This window comes from Methylacidimicrobium tartarophylax, assembly GCF_902143375.2.
GTDB classification, from domain to species: domain Bacteria; phylum Verrucomicrobiota; class Verrucomicrobiia; order Methylacidiphilales; family Methylacidiphilaceae; genus Methylacidimicrobium; species Methylacidimicrobium tartarophylax.
In genome coordinates this window covers 1-21,442 of the sequence record NZ_CABFVA020000074.1, presented here as the reverse complement: position 1 = coordinate 21,442, position 21,442 = coordinate 1, and the positions used below count along the sequence as shown (strand labels likewise).

Below are 21,442 nucleotides of genomic sequence, written 5' to 3'. Positions count from 1 at the left end.
GCGCGGCCACGGTCGACGGCGACTTTTTCCAGAGTTTGATCGCCCGACGGCAGGCGGAGCCGACCCCCTCTCCCGTCGGCTCGAAGAAGAGCAGCCCCGTCCCCTTGCGTGCCGGATCCTTCAGATCGATCACCGTGTCCTTGATCCCTCCCGTCGCTCGTGCGACAGGGATCGAGCCGTAGCGCATCGCGTAGAGCTGGCTCAAGCCGCAGGGCTCGTAGAGGGAGGGCATCAGAAAGAAGTCGCTTCCCGCAAAGATCCAATGGCTCAGCTCCTCGGAGAATCCAATCGAAGCGGCGACCTTGTCGGGGAACTCGCGCGCCAGCCAGCGGAGGAACTCCTCGAACTCCCGTTCTCCCGTTCCTAGGAAAATGCATTGGATCGACTCCTCGCGGAGAAGCGAAGGCAACGCGTCACGGACCAGATGGATGCCTTTCTGGAGGTGGAGCCTGCTCACCATCGCGAAGAGCGGCAGGTCGGGCCTTCCCGGTAGGCCCAGCCTCCGTTGAAGCGCTTCCTTGCAGCGGGCTTTCCCCGCCAAGTCTTGCGCGGAAAAGTTCGCAGGAAGAAGGGGATCGGTGGTCGGTTCCCAGCGCGCCTCGTCAACGCCGTTCAGGATTCCGTGAAGATCGGCCTTCCGCCGCGCGAAAAACGGTGCGAGCCCGCAGCCGCCGACCGTCTCCTGGATCTCTTCGGCGTAGGCCGGAGAGACGGTGGTGAGAAGGTCGGCGTCATGCACGCCTGCCTTGAGCAGGTTGACCTCACCGTGGTCTTCGATGAAATCCGGCCGGAATCTCTCCCAATCTAAGCCGAGATAGGGCAGGACGACCGATCCATACTTTCCTTGGTGTCCGACATTATGCAGCGTCAGAACGCTTGCGCTCCTGCCAAAGGGCGAGAGGAGATGCGGCCAGGCTTTCAAGAAGACCGGCACGAGGGCGGCAGGCCAGTCGTGGACATGAAAGATATCGGGAATGAATGCCAAGGATTTGCAGATTTCGAGGGCCGCCTTGGACAAGAGGGCAAATCGGAAGGCATTGTCGTCATACTCTCCGCTCGGCTCGTCGTAGACGCCGGATCGGCCAAAATAGCTCTGATATTCCACGAGCCAGACGGGAACCCGCTCGGCCCCGAGAAAAGTTTCCCAGACGGCGATCCACTGCTCCTGCCCGGCCCCCATATGAACGCAGCACGAGCCGAGGAGGCGGGCGGCTGCCTTCGCCCGGTCGATTCCGGCATAAAAGGGAAGGATCACGCGCACGTCGTGACCTCGTCGGGCGAGAGCCAGCGCCAGTCCCTCTACCGCATCGCCTACCCCTCCGACTTTGGCCAAGGGGGCGCACTCCGCCGCGACAAAGACGATCTTGCGCCGGATCTCTGCCGAAGCGGGAGGCGGAGTCTTCCGACGGGGGACGGCGGGTCGAGCGGAAACCTTCCGGGTACGCCCAGGTTTTTCCTCTGAGGCTTGGAGTGCCTCGTTGGCCATCTCTTGCAGCTCGGGCTTGCTGGGAAGGGCTGCCGATTCTTTTCCCGGCGCGGCGGTCCACTTTCCGCGCCTTTGGCTGGGATGACTCTGCTTTTTACGGGAGCGCTCGGAGGGTTTCATCGTTCAAGCCATATTCTCTTCCCCGGTGGCGACCGGCGGCAAGCTTTTGTAGCATGCTTCTCGGATGGATAGGACAATAGGCTTGCTTGGCCCGGGGGCAGACGGAAAATAAGGTAGTGCGCCGGGCGTTTCTGTGGGTTGCCCTTCTGCTTTCCCTTTCTCTGCTCCTCTTTTGGGCCTGGCGAAGTTCGCTCGAGCGGACCGATAGCCGCTATGACGCGCAGATCCGGGTGGCCAGCCAGCGCTACGGCGTCGATCCGCTGCTGATCCGTGCGGTCATCTGGCAGGAGACCGGCTTTCGCCTTAATAAGGTCGGACGTGTCGGAGAGCTCGGCCTCATGCAGGTGCGGCCGACGACCGCGCTCGATTGGGCGCGGAGCGAGAAGCGCGCGGACTTCCGGCCCGAGCAGCTCGCCGATCCTCAGATCAACATCCTGGCCGGAGGCTGGTATCTCGCGCGAGCACTTCGCCACTGGCAGGATACCGACAATCCGTACGCCTTTGCTCTTGCCGAATATAATGCGGGGCGACGCAACGCCGTTCGCTGGGTTGACCCGGCGCGGCCGAGGAGCGCTCGCGCTTTCCTCTCGCGGATCGACTTTCCGAAGACGCGGAAATACGTGCGCGAAACCCTGGACCGTATCGCCTTATACCGCACAGGGGTGCCGTGGAGGTCTTGTGCCGATTTTTTTTTGCGCCCCGGAGGAGTGGGGGGAAAGAAGGAAGCCGTGCATGTCGCAGACCGGCCGTAGCGCGCTCTTCTTTTCCGCTTTCAAAGAGTGAGAAGAAGAAAAACGGGTTGCCAAGCCCGCTGCCTGGTGCATGATGGAGTTTCAGTCGTCGGGCCCTTAGCTCAGCGGATTAGAGCGTCTGACTACGGATCAGAAGGTCGTAGGTTCAAATCCTACAGGGCCCAGGCGGAGGGCGTTGCGCGGGTGTAGTTCAATGGCAGAACGGCAGCCTTCCAAGCTGCATGCGAGGGTTCGATTCCCTTCACCCGCTCGCCGTCAGTGAAAAAACCGAGTAGCCCGTCTTCCGGGACGGACGGTCGATGTTCCCTCCCGTGAGCCGAGAGCCCGCTCGAGGTCGGCCAGGAAAAGGTTGGCCATGTCTCGGGAGAATCCCTCTCGAACCACGATGCGAAGAACCGCAACCGCTTCCGCATTGGGAGGCATCGTGTAGGCGGGCACTTGCCATCCACGCTCGCGCAGCTTCTCGGAGAGGTCGAATGCCGCCTCGGAAGGCTGGTTTTTGAACTGGAAAGCGAAGGCGGGGATTTGAGAGCCGTCGCTGACGAGATCGAAGGGCCCCATTTTCGCAATCCGGTCGGAAAGAAAGAGGGCGGTTTCCCGCATCGATTGCAGAATGCGAGTGTAACCCGCGCGACCAAGTCGGAGAAAATTGTAGTACTGGCCGACGACGGGTGCGCCGGAGCGAGAGAAGTTCAAGCCGAAAGTCGGCATCTCACTCCCGAGATAGTTGACGCGAAAGATCAGCTCTTCGGGCACGGCTTCCTGCGAACGCCAGAGAACCCAGCCCACGCCGGGATAGACGAAACCGTACTTGTGACCCGAAACGTTGATCGACTGGACCAGAGGCAAGCGGAAGTCCCACCGCAGGTGCGGCTCAAGGAACGGAGCGATAAATCCCCCGCTTGCGGCATCGACATGCAGAGGAACCTCCCATCCCTTGGCTTGGCCCCAGCGGACCAGTTCGTCATGAATCGCCTCGATCGGCTCGTACTCCCCGGTCATCGTGGTGCCCAGAATGCCGATCACCCCGATTGAGTTTTCGTCGACATAGGTGGAGACGCCGGTCGGCGTCGTGACGTAGCAGCCGGGGGTCATGGGGATCAGCCTCGGCTCGACCTCGAAGTAGCGACAGAACTTTTCCCAGACGACCTGAACGTTCGTCCCCATGACGAGATTGGGCCGGTCTGCGGGCAAGCCCGCGGCCATCCGCCGCTTCCGCCATCGCCATTTGAGTGCGAGGCCTGCCAGCATCGCTGCTTCCGAGGAGCCGATCGTCGAGGTCCCCATCGGGTTCTCAGCTGCGGGGGCGTGAAAGAGATGGGCCAGAATGCTCACGCAGCGCTGCTCGATTTCGGCGGTCTGGGGATACTCGTCCTTGTCGATCAGGTTCTTGGGGAAGCTTTCCGCCAGGAGATCGCGGGCCTCCTTTTCCATCCAGGTCGTCACGAAGGTCGCAAGGTTGAGCCGCTCCTGCCCGTCGAGCAGAAGCTCGTCATGAATGAGTTGATAGGCAACCTCCGGAGTCATTTCGCCGTCCGGCAGCCGATGGCTCGGTGCGGGCTTGCTCATCGCCCTCCGCGCGTAAGCGGGAGAAAGAAAGGATTCCGGGGCATCGTGCGGGTGAAAAATGACTTTGTGCATGGTGAGGTTCCCTTGGTAAAGGATGAGTGGTTAGGCTTTTCGCAGTCGCTCGATCAATCCGTGGCGAAGACCGCGCACGCTGACGGTCAATCGATCGATGTCCAAGGCGGCAAGCGTCGAAAAGAGGACGGCGACTCCGGGAAGAAAGATATCCGCCCGCTTTGCGGGAACCCCGGGAAGGGCTTGTAATCGAGCCAGTTCTGATCGAGAGAGTTTTTCCAAGATGCGCTGGATCGTGTCCGCAGAGACGGAGAAAAGATGGATCTTTTCCCCGTCGAATTGCCGCAGCTCCTGCACCAGCGCAGCCAGGGCGGTGGCCGTGCCCCCGACGGCAACCAGGGTGCGATTACGCGCGGAAAAGTCGCGGAGGGCCTCCTTAAGCTGCTTTTCCAGGGTGAGGAGCATCGAGGCCAGGCACTTGCCCCCGATCGGGTATCCGGAGACGAATCGATCGCGAACGCGAATACAGCCCAGAGGTGCGCTCAAGCGGGCTTCAATCGCTCCTTCCCCGCCTTGCGTCCATTGCGAGCTTCCGCCGCCGACCTCCGTAACAAGGAGCTCTCGGTGTTGCAGGAATGGGTCGGCGGCTACGCCGTGAAAGGTGATCTCCGCCTCTTCCTCCCCGGAAAGCAGGAGAACCGGACAATCCAGTAACCCGCTGATCCGCTTGAGGAACTGCTTCCGGTTTCGACTATCGCGAACGGCGCTGGTGGCCGCCGCGATGCGGCGATCAGCTTGCCACTGATCGGCTGCCTTCCGTAGATCCCGAAGCACCGTCTCGGTCCGCTCCACGGCGTCTTCCGCCAGCTCTCCGGTGGTGAGGACCCCTTCGACGAGGCGGGTGGTGGAACTGCGATGATCGAGCGTCTGAAGATCGGCTCCGTCCCATTCGGCCACGAGGAACTTGATCGAGTTGCTTCCGATGTCGAAGGCGGCGTAGCGCGGCAAAGCCGGAGTCGTCTCCCGGCATCTTTGCGCCGGGGGAAGCTCCTGATGACGTCCAACAGGAGAGAGAAGCGGTCCGGTCGTCATGGAGAAGGTGCTCCGTCGACTCGCGCGGCTTCCTCCAGAAGCTCTTCGAGTTCTCCAATCAACCGGTCGATCTTTCGCAAGTCCTTCCGTCGGCCCTTTTCCGGAGCGATCGGCAAGGATTCGAGCTTGGCGGCTGCCTTGGCCAGGAGCCTCTGTCCTCTCTTCCCCGCATGGTCTTCCAGATGCTCCAACTCTCGGGCGGTCAACGTGAGCTGCCGGATCTCTCTCTGCAGGCGCGCCACATAGTGTGCCGCGGTCTCCTCGAGCAGGAAGGAGAGGGAGGACAAGCCCTGCTGCACTTCCCCTAGGTCGCTTGGCCGTGCCAAGAGTCGAGGAAATCGCTTCACGCCGCAGCCTCCGGTATCCCGCCGAAGACGATCTGCCCATCGGAAAAATCGACGGAGAGCGCGGTGCCCTCCGCAATTTCTCCCGCGACGATCTTGCGCGAGAGCGGGGTCTCCAGTTCTTTTTGGATGACTCGTTTGAGCGGACGGGCTCCGTAGATGGGGCTATAGCCCATCTCGGCCAGATGTTGCTTCGCGGCGGCGGTCAACTCCAGCGTGATCGATCGCTCGGCGAGGCGTTTGCGCAACTCCTCGAGCTGCAGGTCAACGATTTTCTGGAGTTGGGGCAGTTGCAACGGCTTGAAGAGCACGATCTCATCGAGGCGGTTGAGAAACTCCGGCCGGAAATGAGCCTGGAGCTCGTCCATGACGCGGCTGCGCACCGCTTCCGGAATCTCACCCGAGGGTCCGATTCCTTCGGTCAGGTAGATGCTTCCAATGTTGGAAGTCATGATGATGATCGTGTTGCGAAAATCTACCGTGCGACCTTGGCTGTCGGTAAGCCGACCGTCATCCAGAATCTGGAGAAAGACGTTGAAGACATCGGCATGGGCCTTCTCCACCTCGTCGACGAGAATCACACTGTACGGCTTGCGCCGCGCTGCCTCGGTCAACTGTCCTCCCTCTTCGAATCCAATGTATCCCGGAGGGGCGCCGATCAGGCGGGCGACCTGGTGCTTTTCCATGTATTCGCTCATATCGAGCCGAATCATGTTCTCCTCGCTGTCGAAGAGCGCTTCCGCCAATGCCCGGGCGAGCTCGGTCTTCCCCACGCCCGTCGGTCCCAGGAAGAAGAACGAGCCGATCGGCCGCTTGGGATCCTTGAGGCCGGAGCGCGCGCGGATCACGGCGTCGGCCACCGCCGACACGGCCTCGTCCTGGCCGACGACGCGCTGATGGAGGAGGGAATCGAGCCGGAGCAGCTTATCCTTTTCTCCCTCCAGGAGCCGGGAGACGGGAACCCCGGTCCATCGCGCCACGACCTCCGCGATCTCCTCCGGAGTCACCTCTTCTCGAAGGAGCCCTCCGTCGGCCTGTCCCTTGGCGAGGTTTTCCTCCAGCTCCTGGAGCCGCCGCTTCAGTTCGGGAATTTTTCCGTACTGGAGCTCAGCGACTCGGTTGAGGTCGTAGGCGCGCTGGGCCATCTCCATCTCGTGTTCCGCGGTTTGGAGCTCCTCGCGCACTTTTTGCAGGCCGCCGATCGATCCCTTCTCCTCTTGCCATCGGGCTCGAATCTGGTCCCGCTCACTGCGCAGGTTGGCGAGCTCTCCCTCCAGGATTTCCAAGCGTTTTCTCGAAGCGTCATCCCGTTCTTTGCGAAGAGCTTCCTTTTCGATTTCGAGCTGAAGAACGCGCCGCTCCAGCCCTTCGAGCTCCTCGGGCATGCTCTCCATTTCGGCCTTCAGCTTGGCCGCCGCTTCATCCATCAAATCGATCGCCTTGTCCGGGAGGAACCGATCGGTGATGTAGCGGTGGGAAAGCACCGCCGCCGCCACGAGAGCGCTGTCCTGAATCCGCACCCCATGGTGGAGTTCGTAACGCTGACGCAGACCGCGGAGAATCGAAATGGTATCCTCCACGGTCGGCTCGGAGACGAGGACGGGCTGGAAGCGCCGTTCGAGGGCCGCATCCTTCTCGATATATTTTCGGTATTCGTCGAGAGTCGTGGCTCCGATACAATGGAGCTCGCCCCGCGCAAGGAGCGGCTTGAGCATGTTGCCCGCATCCATCGCCCCTTCCGCGCGGCCTGCCCCGACCATGGTGTGAATCTCGTCGATGAAAAGGAGGATCTGTCCTTCCGACGCGGTTACTTCTTTGAGGACGGCCTTGAGCCTCTCCTCGAACTCTCCTCGGTACTTGGCTCCCGCGATCAAGGCGCCCATGTCGAGTTGCACGAGGCGCTTGCTTTTTAGGCTGTCCGGGACGTCTGCCGCCACGATGCGCTGCGCCAAGCCTTCGACGATAGCGGTCTTCCCGACCCCTGGCTCTCCAATCAGGACGGGGTTGTTTTTCGTCCGTCGGGAAAGCACTTGAATCGTGCGCCGAACCTCCGCATCCCTTCCGATCACCGGGTCAAGCTTTCCTTTTTGTGCAAGCTCGGTGAGGTCGCGTCCATATTTCTGGAGCGCTTCGTAGGTCTCTTCGGGGTTGGGGCTCGTCACCCGCTGATGGCCTCGCACCTCCGTCAAGGCCCGGAGAAAGGCTTCCCGGCTGATTTGGGCTTCGCGGAGCAGGCGCCCGGTCACCGTGGACGATGGTTCGTCCAGGAGTGCCAGCATGAGGTGCTCGACGCTGACGAATTCGTCCTTTAACCGCTTCGCCTCCTCCTGCGCTTTGACCAAAGCTTCGCGGAAGCGCTGAGTGACATAAGCCCCGCTGTTGGATCCCGAGACGCGGGGCATCTGCTGGAGCTCCTGGCCCAAGCGCTCCCGGAGCTTGCCGACATCGATGCCCGCACGGTCCAGCAAGCGGGGCACGAGCCCTTGCTCTTCGGCCAAGAGGGCTTCGAAGACATGCTCAACGTCCACCGACTGGTGGGAGTGGCGAACGGCTAGATTTTGCGCCTCGGCGATCGCCGCCTGCGCTTTTTCTGTGAATCGATTCATAGGAAAGACCTACCTCGGAAACTTACTGGAGGCCGACGGGAAAGCGCAAAACTTTTACTGCCCCGCATGGGGTGGCGGCGGTTAAGGCTCCGGAGCCCGTCTGCGAAAAAGAGCTTCGCCAGCAATCCCAAGCCAGCCGATGCCCAAGAGACTGCCTCCGAACGGCGTAAGCCGGGTCCAGCCGGCGTTTCCGCTGAGGACCCACGCGTACAGGCTTCCGGAAAAGAGGAGGATGCCGAAGAGGAAGCAGAGAGAGGGGACGGCAAAGCCCTTCGAATACCGGCCCAAGGAGAGAAGCGCCAACACGTGGATGAACTGGTACAAGACAGCCGTTTTCCAAGTTTCCAGGGAGTAGGGCAGGAGGGGAGAGGTGGAGAGCCGATGCGCGCCGTAGGTGGCTGCGGCGATGCCGAGAAAGCCAAGCAGGCCGGCCGAGAAGGTTCGAAAACGATTCACGTTGCCAGATTTGTCCGCTAGGACGACCTCTCCTGTCGAGCCGATTTCGAAAACCCGAATCCGAGCACGGAAAAGGTACGTACTGCCTCAATCTTAGGTTAAGATTGTAAAGAGGTTAGCAAAGGCGTATAGGGAAAGCGCCATGGCCGAGCGGCACGTCGCCCGACACACCGGGGAACGGCTCTTTGGCTCTCGAGCGCAGCTCCTCAAGCGCGTCTGCCTGGTGGGCTTCGACGGCTTGGTCGAAGAGTCGTTCCGGGTGGTCGACCACCGACGCTCGGGCGACCAGTATACCGTTCTCGCTACGATCGAGCAGTTTTTGACCCGCGTCCGGAAAGAGGAGGATGAGGGGGAAAGCCCTCGCTTGGAACTCGTCGAGGGTCATCCCCGCATGAGCGGGAGCGCTCCTTGGTTTACCTCCGCCCTGGGCGCCTTGGGCGCCCAAGTTCACTTCCTCGGCGCGTGCGGAAAGCCGGGATGCGTGCATCGAGCCTTTGCCGAAGCGGAACGGCGCGCCACCGTTTATCCCTTGGCTCCTCCCGCCTACGAGCGCGTTTTGGAATTTAACGACAGCCGCGTTTCGTTAGGAGATTATCGTCCCTTGGGGGAGATCACCTGGGAGCTCCTGGAAGAGCGGGTCGGGGGAGAGGCTTTGCGCGATCTGTGGGCAAAGGCGCATTTCGCCGCGTTCCTGAATTGGTCGCGGCTCCCGCATCTCTCCCTTCTTTGGAAGCGGCTTCTCTCCGAGCTTTGCCATGCTTCCGGCTCCCCGCGAAAGCTTCTTCTTTTCGACCTGGGGGACCTTCGCCATGCGACGGATGCCGACCTCCTGTGCGCACTCAAGATCCTGGCGGAGTTCCAGGCGAGCCACGACGTGATGCTGAGTTTGAACGACCGGGAAAGCGAAGTCGTCGCCCGCGCCCTCCACCTGCCGGGAACCGACCTGGATTTCACCAGCGCTCCCTCCTTGGCGGCAGCCATTCGAGAAAAAGTCGGGGTTTCCACGGTCATGATCCACTGCCCAAGATTTGCCGCGGCCGCCGAGGGAGCCTCCGAGGAGGGGCTGCAAACCCCCCATACGACAAAGCCGAAAATCGTTCTTCAAGCCGGAGATCATTTTAATGCCGGATTTTGCGCCGGACGGCTTCTTGGTTGGAAGATCGTGCACTGCCTCCAACTCGGAATCGCCTGTGCCGGCTTCTACGTCCGGCACGCCGCGAGTCCCACCCGGGAGCAGCTCGTCCGTTTCCTGCAGACGCTCTGAGCGCCATAGGAAAGCGCGTCGTGAACGGGGACTCTTTGGCATGGAACCGGAGCCCACGCACAAATAGGATGTTGATCCCGCAAGAAGCATTTCGTGGCGGCGAGATTCCGGGATCGCGATCCGCGCGCCAGCCCAAAAGGGAGTAGAAAAAAGATGAACATCACAAGACCAGTTACCCGGATGGCAGCCGCGCTTCTCTTGGCATTCGTGCCGTTGTCCCTTCACGCCGAGCCCCCATCCCCCAAGCCCGCGTCCACGGGCCCGGCGCAGAAGAAGAACTGGACGCCGCCTTCGCACAAGATCCTCGCTCAAGTTCTTTCCGATCGGACGATGGAGGCACATCCCGAGTTGCTGAGCGTCACCTTCCATGGTGTTCCGCCAGGAATGGACAAAGTCTACACGATGTTCGCCGGGTCGTTTCCGGAGCGGATCGGCAACCCGGATGATCCGGATGACATCGATGTGATCACCAAAGGGATCACGATCGTCGATCCGCGTTGGCACCGCACGAAGGACAACCCGAAAAAATTCGTGGTGATGATGCCGCTGCGCGACAAGAACAAGGAAAACATCGGGCTCGTCGTCTACGCGTTCCGGCTGGATAAAAATCCCGGCAAGGGCGAGCGGGAGTTCTTTGCCGAGGCGCTCGATTTGCGCGACGCACTCAGCGAGCAGATCCCGAGTTACGCAGCACTCTTCGCCGCTCCCTAATGCGCCGCCCCGCGCTCAAAAAGGGAGAGGCGGAAATGGGAGCACTGGTTCGTGCAGGAACAATGAGAAGGAGAGCGCACCGGCTCGTGTCTCTGGGAAGGAGATTGTCCTTAATCGCTTCGTCGGCGCTCGCCTGGATGATCGCTGGGATCGCGTCGCCGAGCGCGCATGCGCTGAAGTTCGTCGCGATCCAGCATCACCGGCATGCCGACGCCTCCATGCCGCCCTGGAAGCCAGGAAAGTTGGATCTACAACCGGAAGAAGAACTCCATATCGTCGGCGCCGACGTGATGGATCGGATGACGCTCGGTTGGGTGGAGCGGATGCGAGAGGCCTACCCGCGTCTGAGCGTCACGATGGAGGCTCGCGCCTCGGGCACCGGTATTCCTGCTCTGATCGATGGGCGGGGGGACGTGGCGACGATCGGACGCGAGATGCTGCCGGCCGAGGAAAAGGCGTTCATCGACAAGTTCGGCTGCAAGCCGTTTGCCATTCGGGTGGCCACCGGCAGCGTCGGTTCCCTTGGCAAGACGGCCGCGATCGTCATCCTCGTGGATAAGGGTAATCCGATCCCGGGTCTGACCTTAGCCCAGCTCGATGCGATCTACGGCACGGACCGGAAACGGGGCGAGAAAACGGAGATTCGAACCTGGGGCGCCCTGGGCCTCAAGGGAGAGTGGGAGAAGCGCCCGATCCACCTTTACGGCTTGGCGGCTCCGAATGGCATCGAAGCCTACTTCCAGGCACGCGTCCTGGAAGGCGGTGCCTACAGGCCCGACATTCAGTTCGTCAAGGGCAGCGGGTTCACGCACGCCTTCAACGTGGCGGTCCACGACATGGCTGCGAAACCCGGCGGGCTGACCTATGCGACGTTGGCGAATCTCGAGCCAAACGTGAGGCCCGTGCCCCTGTCCGAAAATCCCCGGGGTCCTTTCCTGTTGCCCACGACCGAGACGGTCTATGAACACGCTTATCCGTTAAGTCGCTCGATCTACCTCTATGTGAACCGCCCTCCGGGTAAGCCGCTCGAGCCTAAAGTAGAGGAGTTTTTAAAGCTCGTGCTGAGCAGGCAGGGACAGGAAGAAGTTGCGAAGGACGGCGTCTATCTTCCTCTGACGCCAAGTCTCGTTCGCGAAGAGCTGGCGAAGCTTCGGAATTGAGCGTTCTGCGCAAGGGCAGGGAGAGCTTGCGGATCAAAGACCTTCGCGGGCCGAGCCGCTTGTTCTCGCCGCCGGTTCTCCCAAAGTTCGTAGCCGACGCGGCCTTTCCCAGACCCCCCTCGGCTCTGCCAGGAAAGTCGGCTAGACCGCGACCGGGGCGCGAATGGCAGGTTCCGGATGATAGTCGATCAGCGAAATATCTTCGTAGCGGATCTCCTCCAGCGATCGGACGCTCGGATGAATCTCCACGCGGGGAAGGGGTTTGGGGGCTCGGCCGAGCTGGATTCTGGCCTGTTCCAGGTGGTTCACGTAGAGGTGGAGATCGCCGAAGGTGTGGATGAACTCCTTCGGCCGCAGGTCGCAGACATGCGCGACGAGCAGGGTGAGCAGAGAGTAGGAGGCAATATTGAAGGGAACGCCGAGGAAGAGGTCGGCACTCCGTTGATAAAGCTGGCAGGAGAGGGAGCCGTCCTGCACATAGAATTGAAAGAGGACATGACACGGGGGAAGCGCCATCTGGCCGAGCTCGGCGGGATTCCAGGCGGTAATCAGGAGACGACGGCTGGATGGGTTGCGGCGGATCTGATCGAGAAGCTCCTCGATCTGATCGACCGAGGTTCCGTCCGAGCCTCGCCAGTTCCGCCACTGCGCCCCGTAAATTCGCCCCAAATTTCCCTGGGCATCCGCCCACTCATCCCAGATCGTGACTCCGTTGGCCCGGAGGGTCGCGACATTGGTTTCTCCTCGCAGGAACCAGAGAAGCTCGTGGACGACCGACTTCCAATGGATTCTCTTGGTGGTCAGGAGAGGGAAGGCGGTGGTTAGATCGAATCGAAGCTGGGCGCCGAAGAGGGAGTAGGTGCCGGTTCCCGTGCGATCGGAACGGCGAGCTCCCTCGCGGAGCACGGTCTGCAGCAGATCAAGGTAATTGCGCATGCGAGGTCGACACCGACTGTAGGAGAAGAATGAAATCGTCACAATCCCAAGAGGTCAAGGTTTCGTCCGAAACGCCGATGATGGCGCAATATCGGGAGCGGAAGGCCGAATTGCCCGGGGATGTGCTGCTCCTCTTCCGGCTGGGAGACTTCTACGAGCTTTTTGAAGAAGACGCCAAAGCGGGCGCGAATCTCCTCGGGCTTGCGCTCACCCACCGGCACGGGATGCCGATGTGCGGGATGCCGGTTGACTCGGCCGACGGTTATATCGCCCGGCTGGTGCAGGCGGGAAGGCGGGTCGCGGTCTGCGAACAGGTGGAGACTCCACAGCCGGGGAAGCTGGTACGACGGGAAATCACGCGGATCATCACTCCGGGCAGCCTGCTCGACCCCGGATCGCTCCGCTCGAAGGAAAACAACTTCTGTCTGGCTCTGGTCGCCAGCCGCCATCGGATCGGAGTCGCCGCTGCCGACCTGGGAACCGGTGAGTTTCGCGCGGGAGAGTTGGGAGGAGAGGAGGAGCTGGTCAACCTGCTCTGCCGCCTTCGGCCCAGCGAGATCCTTCTGCCGGAGGAGGCTTCGGACGCGCGTCCGGCCTCCATTCGGATCGGAAGGCTGGAAGAACTTCTTGGAAGATGGGGCAAGCCCGTGCTGACCCGGCACAAGAAGTGGGCCTTCACCCCGGAACATGCTTCGGCTCTTTTGCTCGCCCATTTCCGGACGAAATCCCTGGCGGGATTTGGACTCGCCGGAGCCCCTCTGGCCCTTTCCGCGGCGGGAGCTCTCTTCCACTACCTGCGCGAGGAGCTGCATCAGGATCTCTCCCATGTGCGGGAGATCGCCGCGATCTGCCGGGAAGAGTTGCTCATTCTGGACGCCGTGGCCCAGCGCACCTTGGAGCTTCTCTCCGCGTCGAGTCGCGGAAAGAGCTTTCTCGAGGCGATCGACCGAACGCTGACTCCGGGAGGGGGAAGACTGCTGCGCCAGTGGGTCGCCGAACCTCTCCGCGACCCGGAGAAGATTCGCGCGCGTCAGGATGCCGTTGCCGACTGGGCGGAACGAGATCGGAGCCGGCGATCGCTTCGGGAGATCCTTCCGGGTATCCGAGATTTGGAACGACTGCTCGCCAGAGTGGCCCAGGGTTCGGCCAGCCCTCGAGAGATCGGGGCGATCAAGGATTCCCTCAAACCGCTGGCCAAGATCCGGGAGCTTCTCTCCCCGTCGGGCCAATGGGCGGAGTGCCGGAGCGGTCTCGAGCCGCAGGACGACCTCGTTGCCGAGATCGAGCGAGCTCTGGTCGCCGACCTGCCGCTTTCCTGCCGGGAGGGGGGGCTTTTTCAAGCAGGCTTCGATCCCGGCTTGGATGCCTTGCGGGAAGCGGCCGAGAGCGGCAAAAGATGGCTCTTGGAATTCGAGCGGAGCGAGCGGGAGCGAACCGGCCTGCGGTCGCTCAAGCTCCGCTACCATCCGGTTTTCGGATACCTCCTGGAAGTTCCCCGCGGCCAGCTTGCGCAGGTTCCTCCGGAGTACGTTCGTCGACAGACCTTGGCGAACGCGGAGCGGTTCACCCGGCCGGAGCTGCAGGAGATGGAGCGGAAGATCCTGGGTGCGGAGGGGCGCGCGCGCGAGTTGGAGCTGGAGCTCTTCCGCGCCCTCCGGCAGAAGCTTTGCGATCGGCTTCCGACTCTCCAGAAGGCCGCGAGGGCGATCAACGAGATTGACGTCGCGGCGGCTCTCGCCGAGCTTGCCCGGGAAAGGGGCTATACCCGACCGCAAATCGTCGAGGAGCCGAGGATCGAAATTGTCGACGGCCGCCACCCGGTCGTCGAGCAGGCCCTGGATGGGGAGCGCTTCGTCCCCAACGACACCTACCTCGACGGCCGGCAGGCGCGCTTGATCATTCTGACGGGACCGAACATGGCCGGCAAGAGCACCTATCTCCGTCAGATCGCGCTCATTGCTCTCCTTGCCCACATCGGCTCCTTCGTTCCCGCCTCGCGCGCGAGAATCGGGATTCTCGACCGGATCTTCACGAGAATCGGGGCCAGCGACGACCTCGCCGGCGGCCAGAGCACCTTCCTGGTCGAGATGCAGGAGACAGCCAATCTTCTCCGCCACTCCACGGAAAGGAGCCTCGTCATCCTCGACGAAGTCGGCCGGGGGACGAGCACCTTCGACGGCCTGTCGATCGCTTGGGCGGTGGCCGAGGAGCTTTGCGACCGCAATCGCTGTCTCACCCTGTTCGCGACCCACTATCACGAGCTGGCGGCACTGGCGGAGAGCCGACCGGAGGCGCGCAATCTCTCCCTGGCGGTCCGGGAGATCAACGGGGAGGCGGTCTACTTGCGGAAGGTGGTCGAAGGGGCGATCGACAAGAGTTACGGATTGCAGGTGGCGCGGCTGGCAGGTCTGCCCGAGCGGACGATTCAGCGAGCCGCGGAGGTGCTTTCGGGCATGGAAGCCGAAGAGGAGGATCCGCAGAGCAAGGCCGTGCAGGCTCGCCGCCGCCTCCGCCGCGCGGAGACAGGAGAGCTGCCTCTCTTTCCCGAATGGGAGCGGGAGGAGACGGGTGACGCCGCTCCCTGAAGCGGGAGACCAAATGGTTCGCCGACGAGCGCGGAAGCGTCCCTCCGGCTTTGTGCTTGTGCCCGCCTGGGGCGAATGCCAGCATAGCTTTTCCTATGAGCGTCAGGCCGGAAATTGAGGAAGGGACTCGACTCGAGCCCCGCTTTGATGCCGCGGGAACCCTCCCCTGCATTACTGTGGATGCGGAAACGGGCGAGGTGCTCATGTTTGCTTACATGAATCAGGAGGCTCTCGATCGGACGATCCAGACAGGCCGGGCGACCTACTATAGCCGCTCTCGGAAGAAGCTCTGGGTGAAGGGGGAGGAGTCCGGATTCGTCCAGCACGTCCGAGAGCTGCGCATCGACTGTGACCAGGACTGCGTTCTGATCAAAGTATCCGTCGAAGGCGGAGCCTCCTGTCATGTCGGCTATCGGAGCTGCTTCTTTCGCCGGCTGAAGCCGGGAAGCTCAGGCGAACTCGAGTTCACGGAGTCGAAGAAGGTTTTCGACCCGGAGAAGGTCTACCGGCGGAGCTCCTGATTTAGGAGAGAAGACGGGTCGTTTCCCGGCTTTTCGGGGGATGGGGTCCTTCCCAGTCCACCCAGCGGATCAAATCCACCAGAGGCGTCCTGCCGTCGTGATGCCAGAGGGGAGGGGGAGATTGCATCGTTCCCACCCCGCAGCAGCGAGAGGCGCCGAGAGACCAGAAGAGCTTCTGGACGGAGAGGGGAACCCGCCCGGCGACTCCAATTGCGGAGAGGTGGCCGCGGAGCGGGGCCAGCCAGCTGCCTAGTCTCTCTCTCGGGACCTTGTCCAGATAGAGAACCCGATGGCCGCAGGTGGGCTGAAATTGCGGGAGATCGCGAACGATGAGGGTCCATTGGAGGCCATCTCCATCTTCCCAAAGAGGCCAGCCGAGGGCGCGGGCCACCGTGCGCGCTTCGCGGATCTTCGCCGCTTCCTCCGGCCGGCGAGGAATCGGGTGGAGACGGGCCGTTTCGGAAAGCACGCGGGCCAAGAGTGCCGGCAAACGGAGAATGGTGGCTTCCGATTCGAGGATGAGGCACTGCGGGGAGAGGCAGCCAGCCTGATCATATTCGGTCAGGTCCCGGACAATGCCTTTCACGAGATGGATCGTTGGACGGCGGAGCGCTCCGAGCCAGAGAAGGCTCACTCGATGTCCATAGGCGAGGAAGAGCTGGTCTTTCCGGCAGCGGGTCCGGAAGAGCCGGACAGTCTCGTCTCGGCCAAAGACGACGATGGCGTCAGCCGAGGTGAAGTCATCCTCAGAATACGAAGGAAGGATGCGGACCAACTTTCTCAAGGCGGGCGGTAGCGCTTGGCAAAACCGAACCATCGCCCCCTTCTGTTCCTCTGGGCACTGGAGAAGATTCTCCGAACCCAGCAGTAATCCTTCCAGGAGGGAGCGCCATCCCGAGACCGGAAGGGTGCCCGCCAGGACATGATAGAGGCGTTGCGGAGCGATCGCGCGGCTCCACCCTCGGCCGTACGGCACAAAACCGTCGAGCGCATCCAAGCGCCCTAATGCCGCCGTGAGCAGCCGCCGGAGATCTTCGCGGCCCGAGATCCCAAGCTCAGGAAAGAGCGAACAGAGGGGAGCCAGTCGCTCGATGCGCTCGGAGGCCGTCATGGCGAACGGAGATCTTCGGCCGTGAGGGAACAGCCGCGCAAGGGGAGAGTCGGGGAGCGGCCCAGGAGGCGGAAGCCATCCGGTGCCGCGATCGCCTCATCCTGGGTCTGGATCGCCAGGACCGAGTCGATGTTGGCGAGGTCGACCCAGGCCACCAGTCCCTTTTCCCCGGTCAGGCAGTCTTGGCCGGTGAGCGGATCGAGGATCCGGACGCGAGCCCAGGGCGGAGTCCGATGGACTCCTTCCGGGCCTTGGGCATAGGCCTGGCTGGAGAGTTCGGTCATGCCGTATTCGCTCCAGATCTCCTCCGCTGATATTCCAAACCGGGCCTCCAGGGCGCGATAGAAGTCGGGCTTGGACATCTCGCGGGCGCGGCCTTTGAATCCGCCGGTCTCCAAAAGAAAGCTTCCCCGGGGCAGGCAAAGAGGAGATCCCTCTCCCGGCTCAAGGAGAGGAACGAAGGCAAAGGCCGTCCCGCAAAGCCCGACCGGGCGGCCCGAACGCACCGCTTCGAAGAGAGCGGTGAGGAGGCCCTTCTGGTCGAGGCGGCCGTCCTGAATCCAGAAATGAGAGAAGTGGACGCTCTTTTCCGACCAGAAGTCGAACATGGCCGATAGCGAAGAGTGGGGAGCTTCTTGAGGAGAAGGGGCCAGAAAGTGGAGATCGACCGTCTCCCACGGCACGCCCGCTCGTCTGGCTCCTTCGGTGCTCACGGCCCGGTAGAGATCGACGTCGAGCAGAAAATGACGGCCCGGATTTTGACGGGTCGTCCCACTGGTTTCAAAGATTGTTCGAGGCGTCTGGTCCGCAGGGACGAAAAGACGCGACTGCTTGAAAAGTTCCTGGGGAACGGGAGGAATCCTGCGCCAATCGGCGGGAAATCCCCCATCGGCTTGCAGCAGCCGAGCGAGCGGAGCCACCCGGCGGGCTTGGCTCCGACAGAGCGCGAGCGCGAGCCGCTCGAAGCCGCGTTCATCCTCCACGGAGAGGCTCAGCAATGACTTGCCCCACTGCATCCGGCCTTCCGGCCTGTCCAGTTCTTTGCAGAAATAAGGGGATCCGCTTTTCTCTTTTGCCATTCGCCACTCCTTCAGCAAGGATAACAAGTCATCTACCCGGTGGACCGGAAAATGTTGTGGTGAGCAAAGCAGAGAGACGACATATGGGTATCGACGGCGCGGAGAAAATGAGTCTGATGCCCGGATGCGAGTTGCGCGGAGAGATCTTTACCCAACGGGATGGCTGGGTCGGGTGCCGGTTTTTCGGCACGATGGTGGTCAAGGGCCGGTTGGTCCTTTCCCCGTCCGCCGAGGTCCAGGGAGTTCTCGTTGCGGGCAGTATCGACGTCGAGCAAGGCGCTCGCGTGGAGGGCATCTGTTTCGTGGGACCTCACGGGATTGAGGAATGGAAGAGGTATCTGGAAACACGGAGCGCAGGATGAGCCGCCAGAAGAATGGGATCAGCCAAAAGGAAGTCCACTGCCCCCATTGTGGCCACGCGCAGTGGGAGTCGCGCACAGCGCTTTCCACGTTTTGCCGACAATGCCAGCAATACTTTTCGCTCGTTCCGAAGCGGAAAAGCGAACTGCTCTCCAGAACCCGGCCGGTGCGGGATCGGTTCGTCCGCTGCCCCTTTTGCGGAGCGGGTCAATACGTCTATTCGGCGGCGCTCTCTTCCGGATGCATTGCCTGCGGCAGGGGCCTCAACCTGCTGAGCTATCAGGTGCGGGGCAGGGCCGGGGAGCGGTTAAAAACGCTGGGGGACGTCGAATTCCATCCCCACTGTGAGTACCGCGGACCAAGGGTAGAGGCGCGCCAAGTGCGGATTAGCGGTTGGGTCGATGCAGAGGTGCGCGGAAGCGAAACGGTGCAGTTCCGGAAGGAGGGGGATGTCAAGGGAGGAGTGGTTGCGCCGGATGTGGAAGTCTGCTCCCAGGCCACTGCTTCCTCGGCAGCCATTGTGACTTGCGCCTTGCGGATTGCGGGCCACCTCGAAAGCGATCGGATCGTGGCGCTGCATAGCCTGGAGATGGTGGACGGCGGGAGCCTCCGTGCGGGGCGCATTCTCACGGGGTGCATTCGGATGGTGGGCCGCGCTTCCCTACGAGGGAAAGTCGAAATCCGTCCTCTTCCTCAGCCGCCGGTGGTCTCGCTACCCGCCTTGGAAGAAGTCGCCAGACGGATTGTTCCGGAGGAGCCGCTTTTCGGCTGGTGACTGTTCCTCGAGGTTGCCGGCGGAAGCGCGATCTCGTATGGTGGTGAGCCTCTTATGCTGCAGTCTTGGTTCTGTTTCCTCTGGACATCGACGATCTGGCTCTGGTCTTTTCTGATCGGTACGCCCGTGGTGCAAGCCGGCTCTCTGCTCGAGCAGCCGCCTCCCAGGATTCCCGGGGCGCAGCTACCGGAATCGGGCGCGGAAGACGGAGATCGGCCCGGCCGGGACATCGGCGCACGAATCTACCAGGAGACGATCTATAGTGCGGGCATGGATACCGGGAGCTTGCCCGGGGGGGGGAACTTCTCGTCGGCGTCGGCCGTCTGTTTCGTGCTCAACCGGGTACTCGGCTCGCCGCCGGTCAGCCCCTACTTTTCAGAGCTGGAGCGTTGGCTGGAAGCCAACGGCCGGAGGATTGCGGAGCAGGGTCAACTGCGTCCGGGCGACCTCATCCTCTCGCCTCATTCTCTTACCGTAGCGGGACAGGTGGGGATCATCGGAAGAAAAATCAGCGACCATCCCGACTTCGAAATCTATTCCAACTCGGCTCGGAATCATCTCTTCGTCCCGAACTGGTCTCTCCGGAAGTGGAAGGAGTACTTCGAGTCCCAGTTGGGGCTCGAAGTGGTCTTTTTTCGCGTAATTCGCAGCCCGGAGAAGGAGAAGGAACAAGGAGAAACCCGTGAGAGTCTTGATTGCCGCCGCCCTCCTCTTTTCGGTTGTTTGCCGACAAGCCCTAGCCGGTGAGTCCCCGGATCTTCTGCCCAACACCACGCCCCGGCTGGCGCGGTATTGGGAGCAGTTGCCCCTAAAGGCGCAGCAAGAGATCGCGCGGCGATTCCGTCCGGAACTCTCCTATGATCTCATTGGAAGCGGAACCGTTCCGGATGCTGCAGGAAAGACGATCGTGGAAATCGAGCTTTCTACCGAGGCCGGCCGAGGGGTCATGGTCTTTGAAACGACGCCGACGGACGCCCGGTTTCTGTTTCTGGATGATCTCCCCTATCGCATCCCCGATCGTTTCCGACTTTCCGATGGGGAAAAACGGACGATCGCCCTTGTTTTTGCGCGGTACGAAAAGAGCGAGTTCAAGGATAGGGACTGGGTGCGCATGTGGTTTTCCCGGCCTTCGGTAATGACCACCTGGCAGCTGCAGGCTTACCGGGAATTGGGCATGCTCCCGCCGGAATTCGGCCGCCTTGGCTATGGACCTTGAAGAGCGGAGAGAAAGACGACGCCGGCTTGCTACGGAAGTACTGGCTTGCCGAGAAGAGAAGCGCTGAAGCCTACAGGGATCTTGCCGAACGGGACGCGGATCCGCGGCGGAGGGATGTTTTCTTCCGCCTCGCCGAGGCGGAGGAGAGGCATGCCATCCGGTGGGAGGCAGAGCTGCGCGCCCGGGAAATCCCTCTTCCCCGCTTTTCGGGAGGCTGGCGGCAGCGTTTGCGTTGCTGGTGGCGGCAGGCGATCGGTCCTTCCCTGGTCATCCGGAAGTTGGAGAGAGCGGAGGATCAACAGGAGGAAGAATACCGGAAGCGGCGGGAAGCGGGCCGGCTTTCCGCCGATCTGAGTGCCGCCTACAGCGAGATGGCAGCCGAAGAACGCTCTCACGCCCAGATCTTGCAGGCTCTCGGCACGGCAAGCCCGGTGAAGAGCGTCGGCGAAAGGATTCTCGCCCGGGAGCGTTGGCACAAGAGGGGCGGAGGATGGGTCGCTGATGCGATCTACGGCGTGAACGACGGCTTGGGAGCGGTCTTCGGGATCGTCTCCGGGGTGGCGAGCGCCACGGAAAATCAGACGCACTATGTGCTCCTTTCGGGGCTGGCGGGAATGCTAGCCTCAGCCCTCTCCATGGGCGCGGGGGCTTACCTAGCCGCCAAGAGCGAACGGGAGGTGTACGAGGCGGAAATGAGCCGGGAAGCGGAAGAAATTTCCCGGCACCCGGAGGAGGAAAAGGAAGAGATGGCCCTCTTTTACGAGCTCCAGGGATTCAATCGCGAAGAGGCGCAAGCCATGTCGGAAAAGCTCTTTGCCCGTCCCGATCAGTTTCTGGCGGCAATGTCTCGATCCGAGCTGGGGCTTTCCCAAGAGTCGTTTCCCAGCCCGACGACCGCCTGCCTTTCCGCGTCGGTCTCCACCGGGATCGGAGCTCTGGTTCCGCTGTTGCCTTTTTTCTTTTGCGGCGGCTTTTTGGCGATCTCGATCTCGTTTGCGATCAGTATCCTTGCGCACTTCCTTGTCGGCGCGGCCAAGTCTTGGATCACGACCCGCTCGTGGTGGTCCTCCGGGCTCGAGATGACTGCCGTTGGTGTTCTGGAAGCCATCGCAACTTATACCCTCGGCTTCCTCTTTCGCATCCACGCTTAGCCTGCATGTCTCACAAGCGATCTCCTGCGGCTTCGCCCTGGCGTGCGAACTTTGCGAGAAATAGCTCATCTTCCGCAGGTTTTTGACCATTTTGCTGACGCATCAATGACTTTTGCCCAATTGTGTAGGACCGATA

The 21,442-nt window shown here is 61.9% G+C and carries 20 protein-coding genes and 2 tRNA genes; 13 read left to right on the top strand and 9 right to left on the bottom strand.

What is annotated here, in order from left to right; genetic code table 11:
* The coding region (locus tag MAMT_RS06925) for a glycogen synthase (protein ID WP_142660259.1) at positions 1–1,606 on the bottom strand (1,606 nt) is incomplete at its 3' end.
* A gap of 116 nt (positions 1,607–1,722) precedes the next feature.
* Here MAMT_RS06925 and MAMT_RS06920 point away from each other — a divergent pair.
* The 3 genes from MAMT_RS06920 (at position 1,723) to MAMT_RS06910 (ending at position 2,608) form a co-directional block, all read left to right on the top strand.
* Positions 1,723–2,358 carry a lytic transglycosylase domain-containing protein gene (locus MAMT_RS06920; protein WP_178086985.1) on the top strand — a complete coding sequence of 212 codons (636 nt, stop codon included), beginning with the start codon at positions 1,723–1,725 and terminating at the stop codon, positions 2,356–2,358.
* 90 nt (positions 2,359–2,448) lie between these two features.
* Positions 2,449–2,522 (top strand) — tRNA-Arg (locus MAMT_RS06915).
* 15 nt (positions 2,523–2,537) lie between these two features.
* Positions 2,538–2,608: transfer RNA gene (locus tag MAMT_RS06910), tRNA-Gly, on the top strand.
* Between the two features lie 5 nt (positions 2,609–2,613).
* Here MAMT_RS06910 and gad read toward each other — a convergent pair.
* The 5 genes from gad to MAMT_RS06890 all read right to left on the bottom strand — a co-directional run bounded on the left by gad (position 2,614) and on the right by MAMT_RS06890 (position 8,437).
* Positions 2,614–3,999: a glutamate decarboxylase gene (gene gad, locus MAMT_RS06905; RefSeq protein WP_142660257.1), complete on the bottom strand. Its 1,386-nt coding sequence runs from the start codon at positions 3,997–3,999 to the stop codon at positions 2,614–2,616.
* Positions 4,000–4,029: 30 nt separating this feature from the next.
* Positions 4,030–5,031 carry a Ppx/GppA phosphatase family protein gene (locus MAMT_RS06900; RefSeq protein ID WP_178086984.1) on the bottom strand — a complete coding sequence of 334 codons (1,002 nt, stop codon included), beginning with the start codon at positions 5,029–5,031 and terminating at the stop codon, positions 4,030–4,032.
* On the bottom strand, positions 5,028–5,378 hold the full coding sequence (locus MAMT_RS11380) for a hypothetical protein (RefSeq protein ID WP_178086983.1): 351 nt from the start codon (positions 5,376–5,378) through the stop codon (positions 5,028–5,030). The genes MAMT_RS06900 and MAMT_RS11380 overlap by 4 nt, the downstream gene beginning before the upstream one ends.
* Positions 5,375–7,981 (bottom strand): ATP-dependent chaperone ClpB, encoded by a 2,607-nt coding sequence (gene clpB / locus MAMT_RS06895; protein ID WP_142660255.1) that lies wholly within the window; start codon positions 7,979–7,981, stop codon positions 5,375–5,377. The genes MAMT_RS11380 and clpB overlap by 4 nt, the downstream gene beginning before the upstream one ends.
* A gap of 81 nt (positions 7,982–8,062) precedes the next feature.
* Positions 8,063–8,437: a DUF423 domain-containing protein gene (locus MAMT_RS06890; protein WP_178086982.1), complete on the bottom strand. Its 375-nt coding sequence runs from the start codon at positions 8,435–8,437 to the stop codon at positions 8,063–8,065.
* Positions 8,438–8,579: 142 nt separating this feature from the next.
* Between MAMT_RS06890 and MAMT_RS06885 the strand changes: the two genes are divergently transcribed.
* From MAMT_RS06885 to MAMT_RS06875, 3 genes are all read left to right on the top strand, one after another.
* Positions 8,580–9,701: a hypothetical protein gene (locus MAMT_RS06885; protein ID WP_142660253.1), complete on the top strand. Its 1,122-nt coding sequence runs from the start codon at positions 8,580–8,582 to the stop codon at positions 9,699–9,701.
* A 153-nt stretch (positions 9,702–9,854) separates the two neighbouring features.
* A complete protein-coding gene (locus MAMT_RS06880) occupies positions 9,855–10,412 on the top strand; it encodes a hypothetical protein (RefSeq protein ID WP_246186574.1) in 558 nt (185 codons plus the stop codon).
* A gap of 104 nt (positions 10,413–10,516) precedes the next feature.
* Positions 10,517–11,572 carry a PstS family phosphate ABC transporter substrate-binding protein gene (locus tag MAMT_RS06875; protein ID WP_246186573.1) on the top strand — a complete coding sequence of 352 codons (1,056 nt, stop codon included), beginning with the start codon at positions 10,517–10,519 and terminating at the stop codon, positions 11,570–11,572.
* Positions 11,573–11,713: 141 nt separating this feature from the next.
* On the opposite strand, the gene MAMT_RS06870 is transcribed toward MAMT_RS06875, so the two are convergent.
* Positions 11,714–12,508, bottom strand: coding sequence for a thymidylate synthase (locus MAMT_RS06870; RefSeq protein WP_142660251.1), 795 nt, complete (start codon positions 12,506–12,508; stop codon positions 11,714–11,716).
* A gap of 29 nt (positions 12,509–12,537) precedes the next feature.
* On the opposite strand from MAMT_RS06870, the gene mutS reads away from it, so the two are divergent.
* Positions 12,538–15,093 (top strand): DNA mismatch repair protein MutS, encoded by a 2,556-nt coding sequence (gene mutS, locus MAMT_RS06865; protein WP_142660250.1) that lies wholly within the window; start codon positions 12,538–12,540, stop codon positions 15,091–15,093.
* 95 nt (positions 15,094–15,188) lie between these two features.
* A complete protein-coding gene (hisI, locus tag MAMT_RS06860) occupies positions 15,189–15,614 on the top strand; it encodes a phosphoribosyl-AMP cyclohydrolase (protein WP_142660249.1) in 426 nt (141 codons plus the stop codon).
* Between the two features lies 1 nt (position 15,615).
* Here the strand turns inward: hisI and MAMT_RS06855 are convergent, their stop codons facing one another.
* Both MAMT_RS06855 and MAMT_RS06850 read right to left on the bottom strand, forming a co-directional pair.
* Positions 15,616–16,725 (bottom strand): acyl-CoA reductase, encoded by a 1,110-nt coding sequence (locus tag MAMT_RS06855; RefSeq protein WP_142660248.1) that lies wholly within the window; start codon positions 16,723–16,725, stop codon positions 15,616–15,618.
* Positions 16,722–17,804, bottom strand: coding sequence for a LuxE/PaaK family acyltransferase (locus tag MAMT_RS06850; protein ID WP_142660247.1), 1,083 nt, complete (start codon positions 17,802–17,804; stop codon positions 16,722–16,724). The genes MAMT_RS06855 and MAMT_RS06850 overlap by 4 nt, the downstream gene beginning before the upstream one ends.
* A gap of 59 nt (positions 17,805–17,863) precedes the next feature.
* Here MAMT_RS06850 and MAMT_RS06845 point away from each other — a divergent pair, with 59 nt between their 5' ends.
* The 5 genes from MAMT_RS06845 to MAMT_RS06825 are packed head-to-tail and all read left to right on the top strand — an operon-like array spanning position 17,864 to position 21,306.
* Positions 17,864–18,166 (top strand): bactofilin family protein, encoded by a 303-nt coding sequence (locus MAMT_RS06845; protein WP_178086981.1) that lies wholly within the window; start codon positions 17,864–17,866, stop codon positions 18,164–18,166.
* The gene (locus MAMT_RS06840; RefSeq protein WP_178086980.1) at positions 18,130–18,939 is read left to right on the top strand and encodes a bactofilin family protein; all 810 of its coding nucleotides are present in this window, start codon (positions 18,130–18,132) and stop codon (positions 18,937–18,939) included. Before MAMT_RS06845 ends, MAMT_RS06840 begins: the two co-directional genes overlap by 37 nt.
* A 54-nt stretch (positions 18,940–18,993) precedes the next feature.
* A complete protein-coding gene (locus MAMT_RS06835) occupies positions 18,994–19,686 on the top strand; it encodes a hypothetical protein (RefSeq protein ID WP_142660244.1) in 693 nt (230 codons plus the stop codon).
* Positions 19,622–20,155, top strand: a complete 534-nt coding sequence (locus tag MAMT_RS06830; protein ID WP_142660243.1) for a hypothetical protein — start codon at positions 19,622–19,624, stop codon at positions 20,153–20,155. Before MAMT_RS06835 ends, MAMT_RS06830 begins: the two co-directional genes overlap by 65 nt.
* A 26-nt stretch (positions 20,156–20,181) precedes the next feature.
* The gene (locus MAMT_RS06825; RefSeq protein ID WP_246186572.1) at positions 20,182–21,306 is read left to right on the top strand and encodes a VIT1/CCC1 transporter family protein; all 1,125 of its coding nucleotides are present in this window, start codon (positions 20,182–20,184) and stop codon (positions 21,304–21,306) included.
* Positions 21,307–21,442 lie beyond the last annotated feature (136 nt).

Excerpts from the sequence above, each read along its gene's own strand:
- gad (WP_142660257.1), bottom strand. The coding sequence starts at position 3,999 with ATGCACAAAGTCATTTTTCACCCGCACGATGCCCCGGAATCCTTTCTT.
- MAMT_RS06900 (WP_178086984.1), bottom strand. The coding sequence starts at position 5,031 with ATGACGACCGGACCGCTTCTCTCTCCTGTTGGACGTCATCAGGAGCTT.
- clpB (WP_142660255.1), bottom strand. The coding sequence starts at position 7,981 with ATGAATCGATTCACAGAAAAAGCGCAGGCGGCGATCGCCGAGGCGCAA.
- MAMT_RS06885 (WP_142660253.1), top strand. The coding sequence starts at position 8,580 with ATGGCCGAGCGGCACGTCGCCCGACACACCGGGGAACGGCTCTTTGGC.
- MAMT_RS06880 (WP_246186574.1), top strand. The coding sequence starts at position 9,855 with ATGAACATCACAAGACCAGTTACCCGGATGGCAGCCGCGCTTCTCTTG.
- MAMT_RS06870 (WP_142660251.1), bottom strand. The coding sequence starts at position 12,508 with ATGCGCAATTACCTTGATCTGCTGCAGACCGTGCTCCGCGAGGGAGCT.
- mutS (WP_142660250.1), top strand. The coding sequence starts at position 12,538 with ATGAAATCGTCACAATCCCAAGAGGTCAAGGTTTCGTCCGAAACGCCG.
- hisI (WP_142660249.1), top strand. The coding sequence starts at position 15,189 with ATGAGCGTCAGGCCGGAAATTGAGGAAGGGACTCGACTCGAGCCCCGC.
- MAMT_RS06855 (WP_142660248.1), bottom strand. The coding sequence starts at position 16,725 with ATGACGGCCTCCGAGCGCATCGAGCGACTGGCTCCCCTCTGTTCGCTC.
- MAMT_RS06850 (WP_142660247.1), bottom strand. The coding sequence starts at position 17,804 with ATGGCAAAAGAGAAAAGCGGATCCCCTTATTTCTGCAAAGAACTGGAC.
- MAMT_RS06840 (WP_178086980.1), top strand. The coding sequence starts at position 18,130 with ATGGAAGAGGTATCTGGAAACACGGAGCGCAGGATGAGCCGCCAGAAG.
- MAMT_RS06835 (WP_142660244.1), top strand. The coding sequence starts at position 18,994 with ATGCTGCAGTCTTGGTTCTGTTTCCTCTGGACATCGACGATCTGGCTC.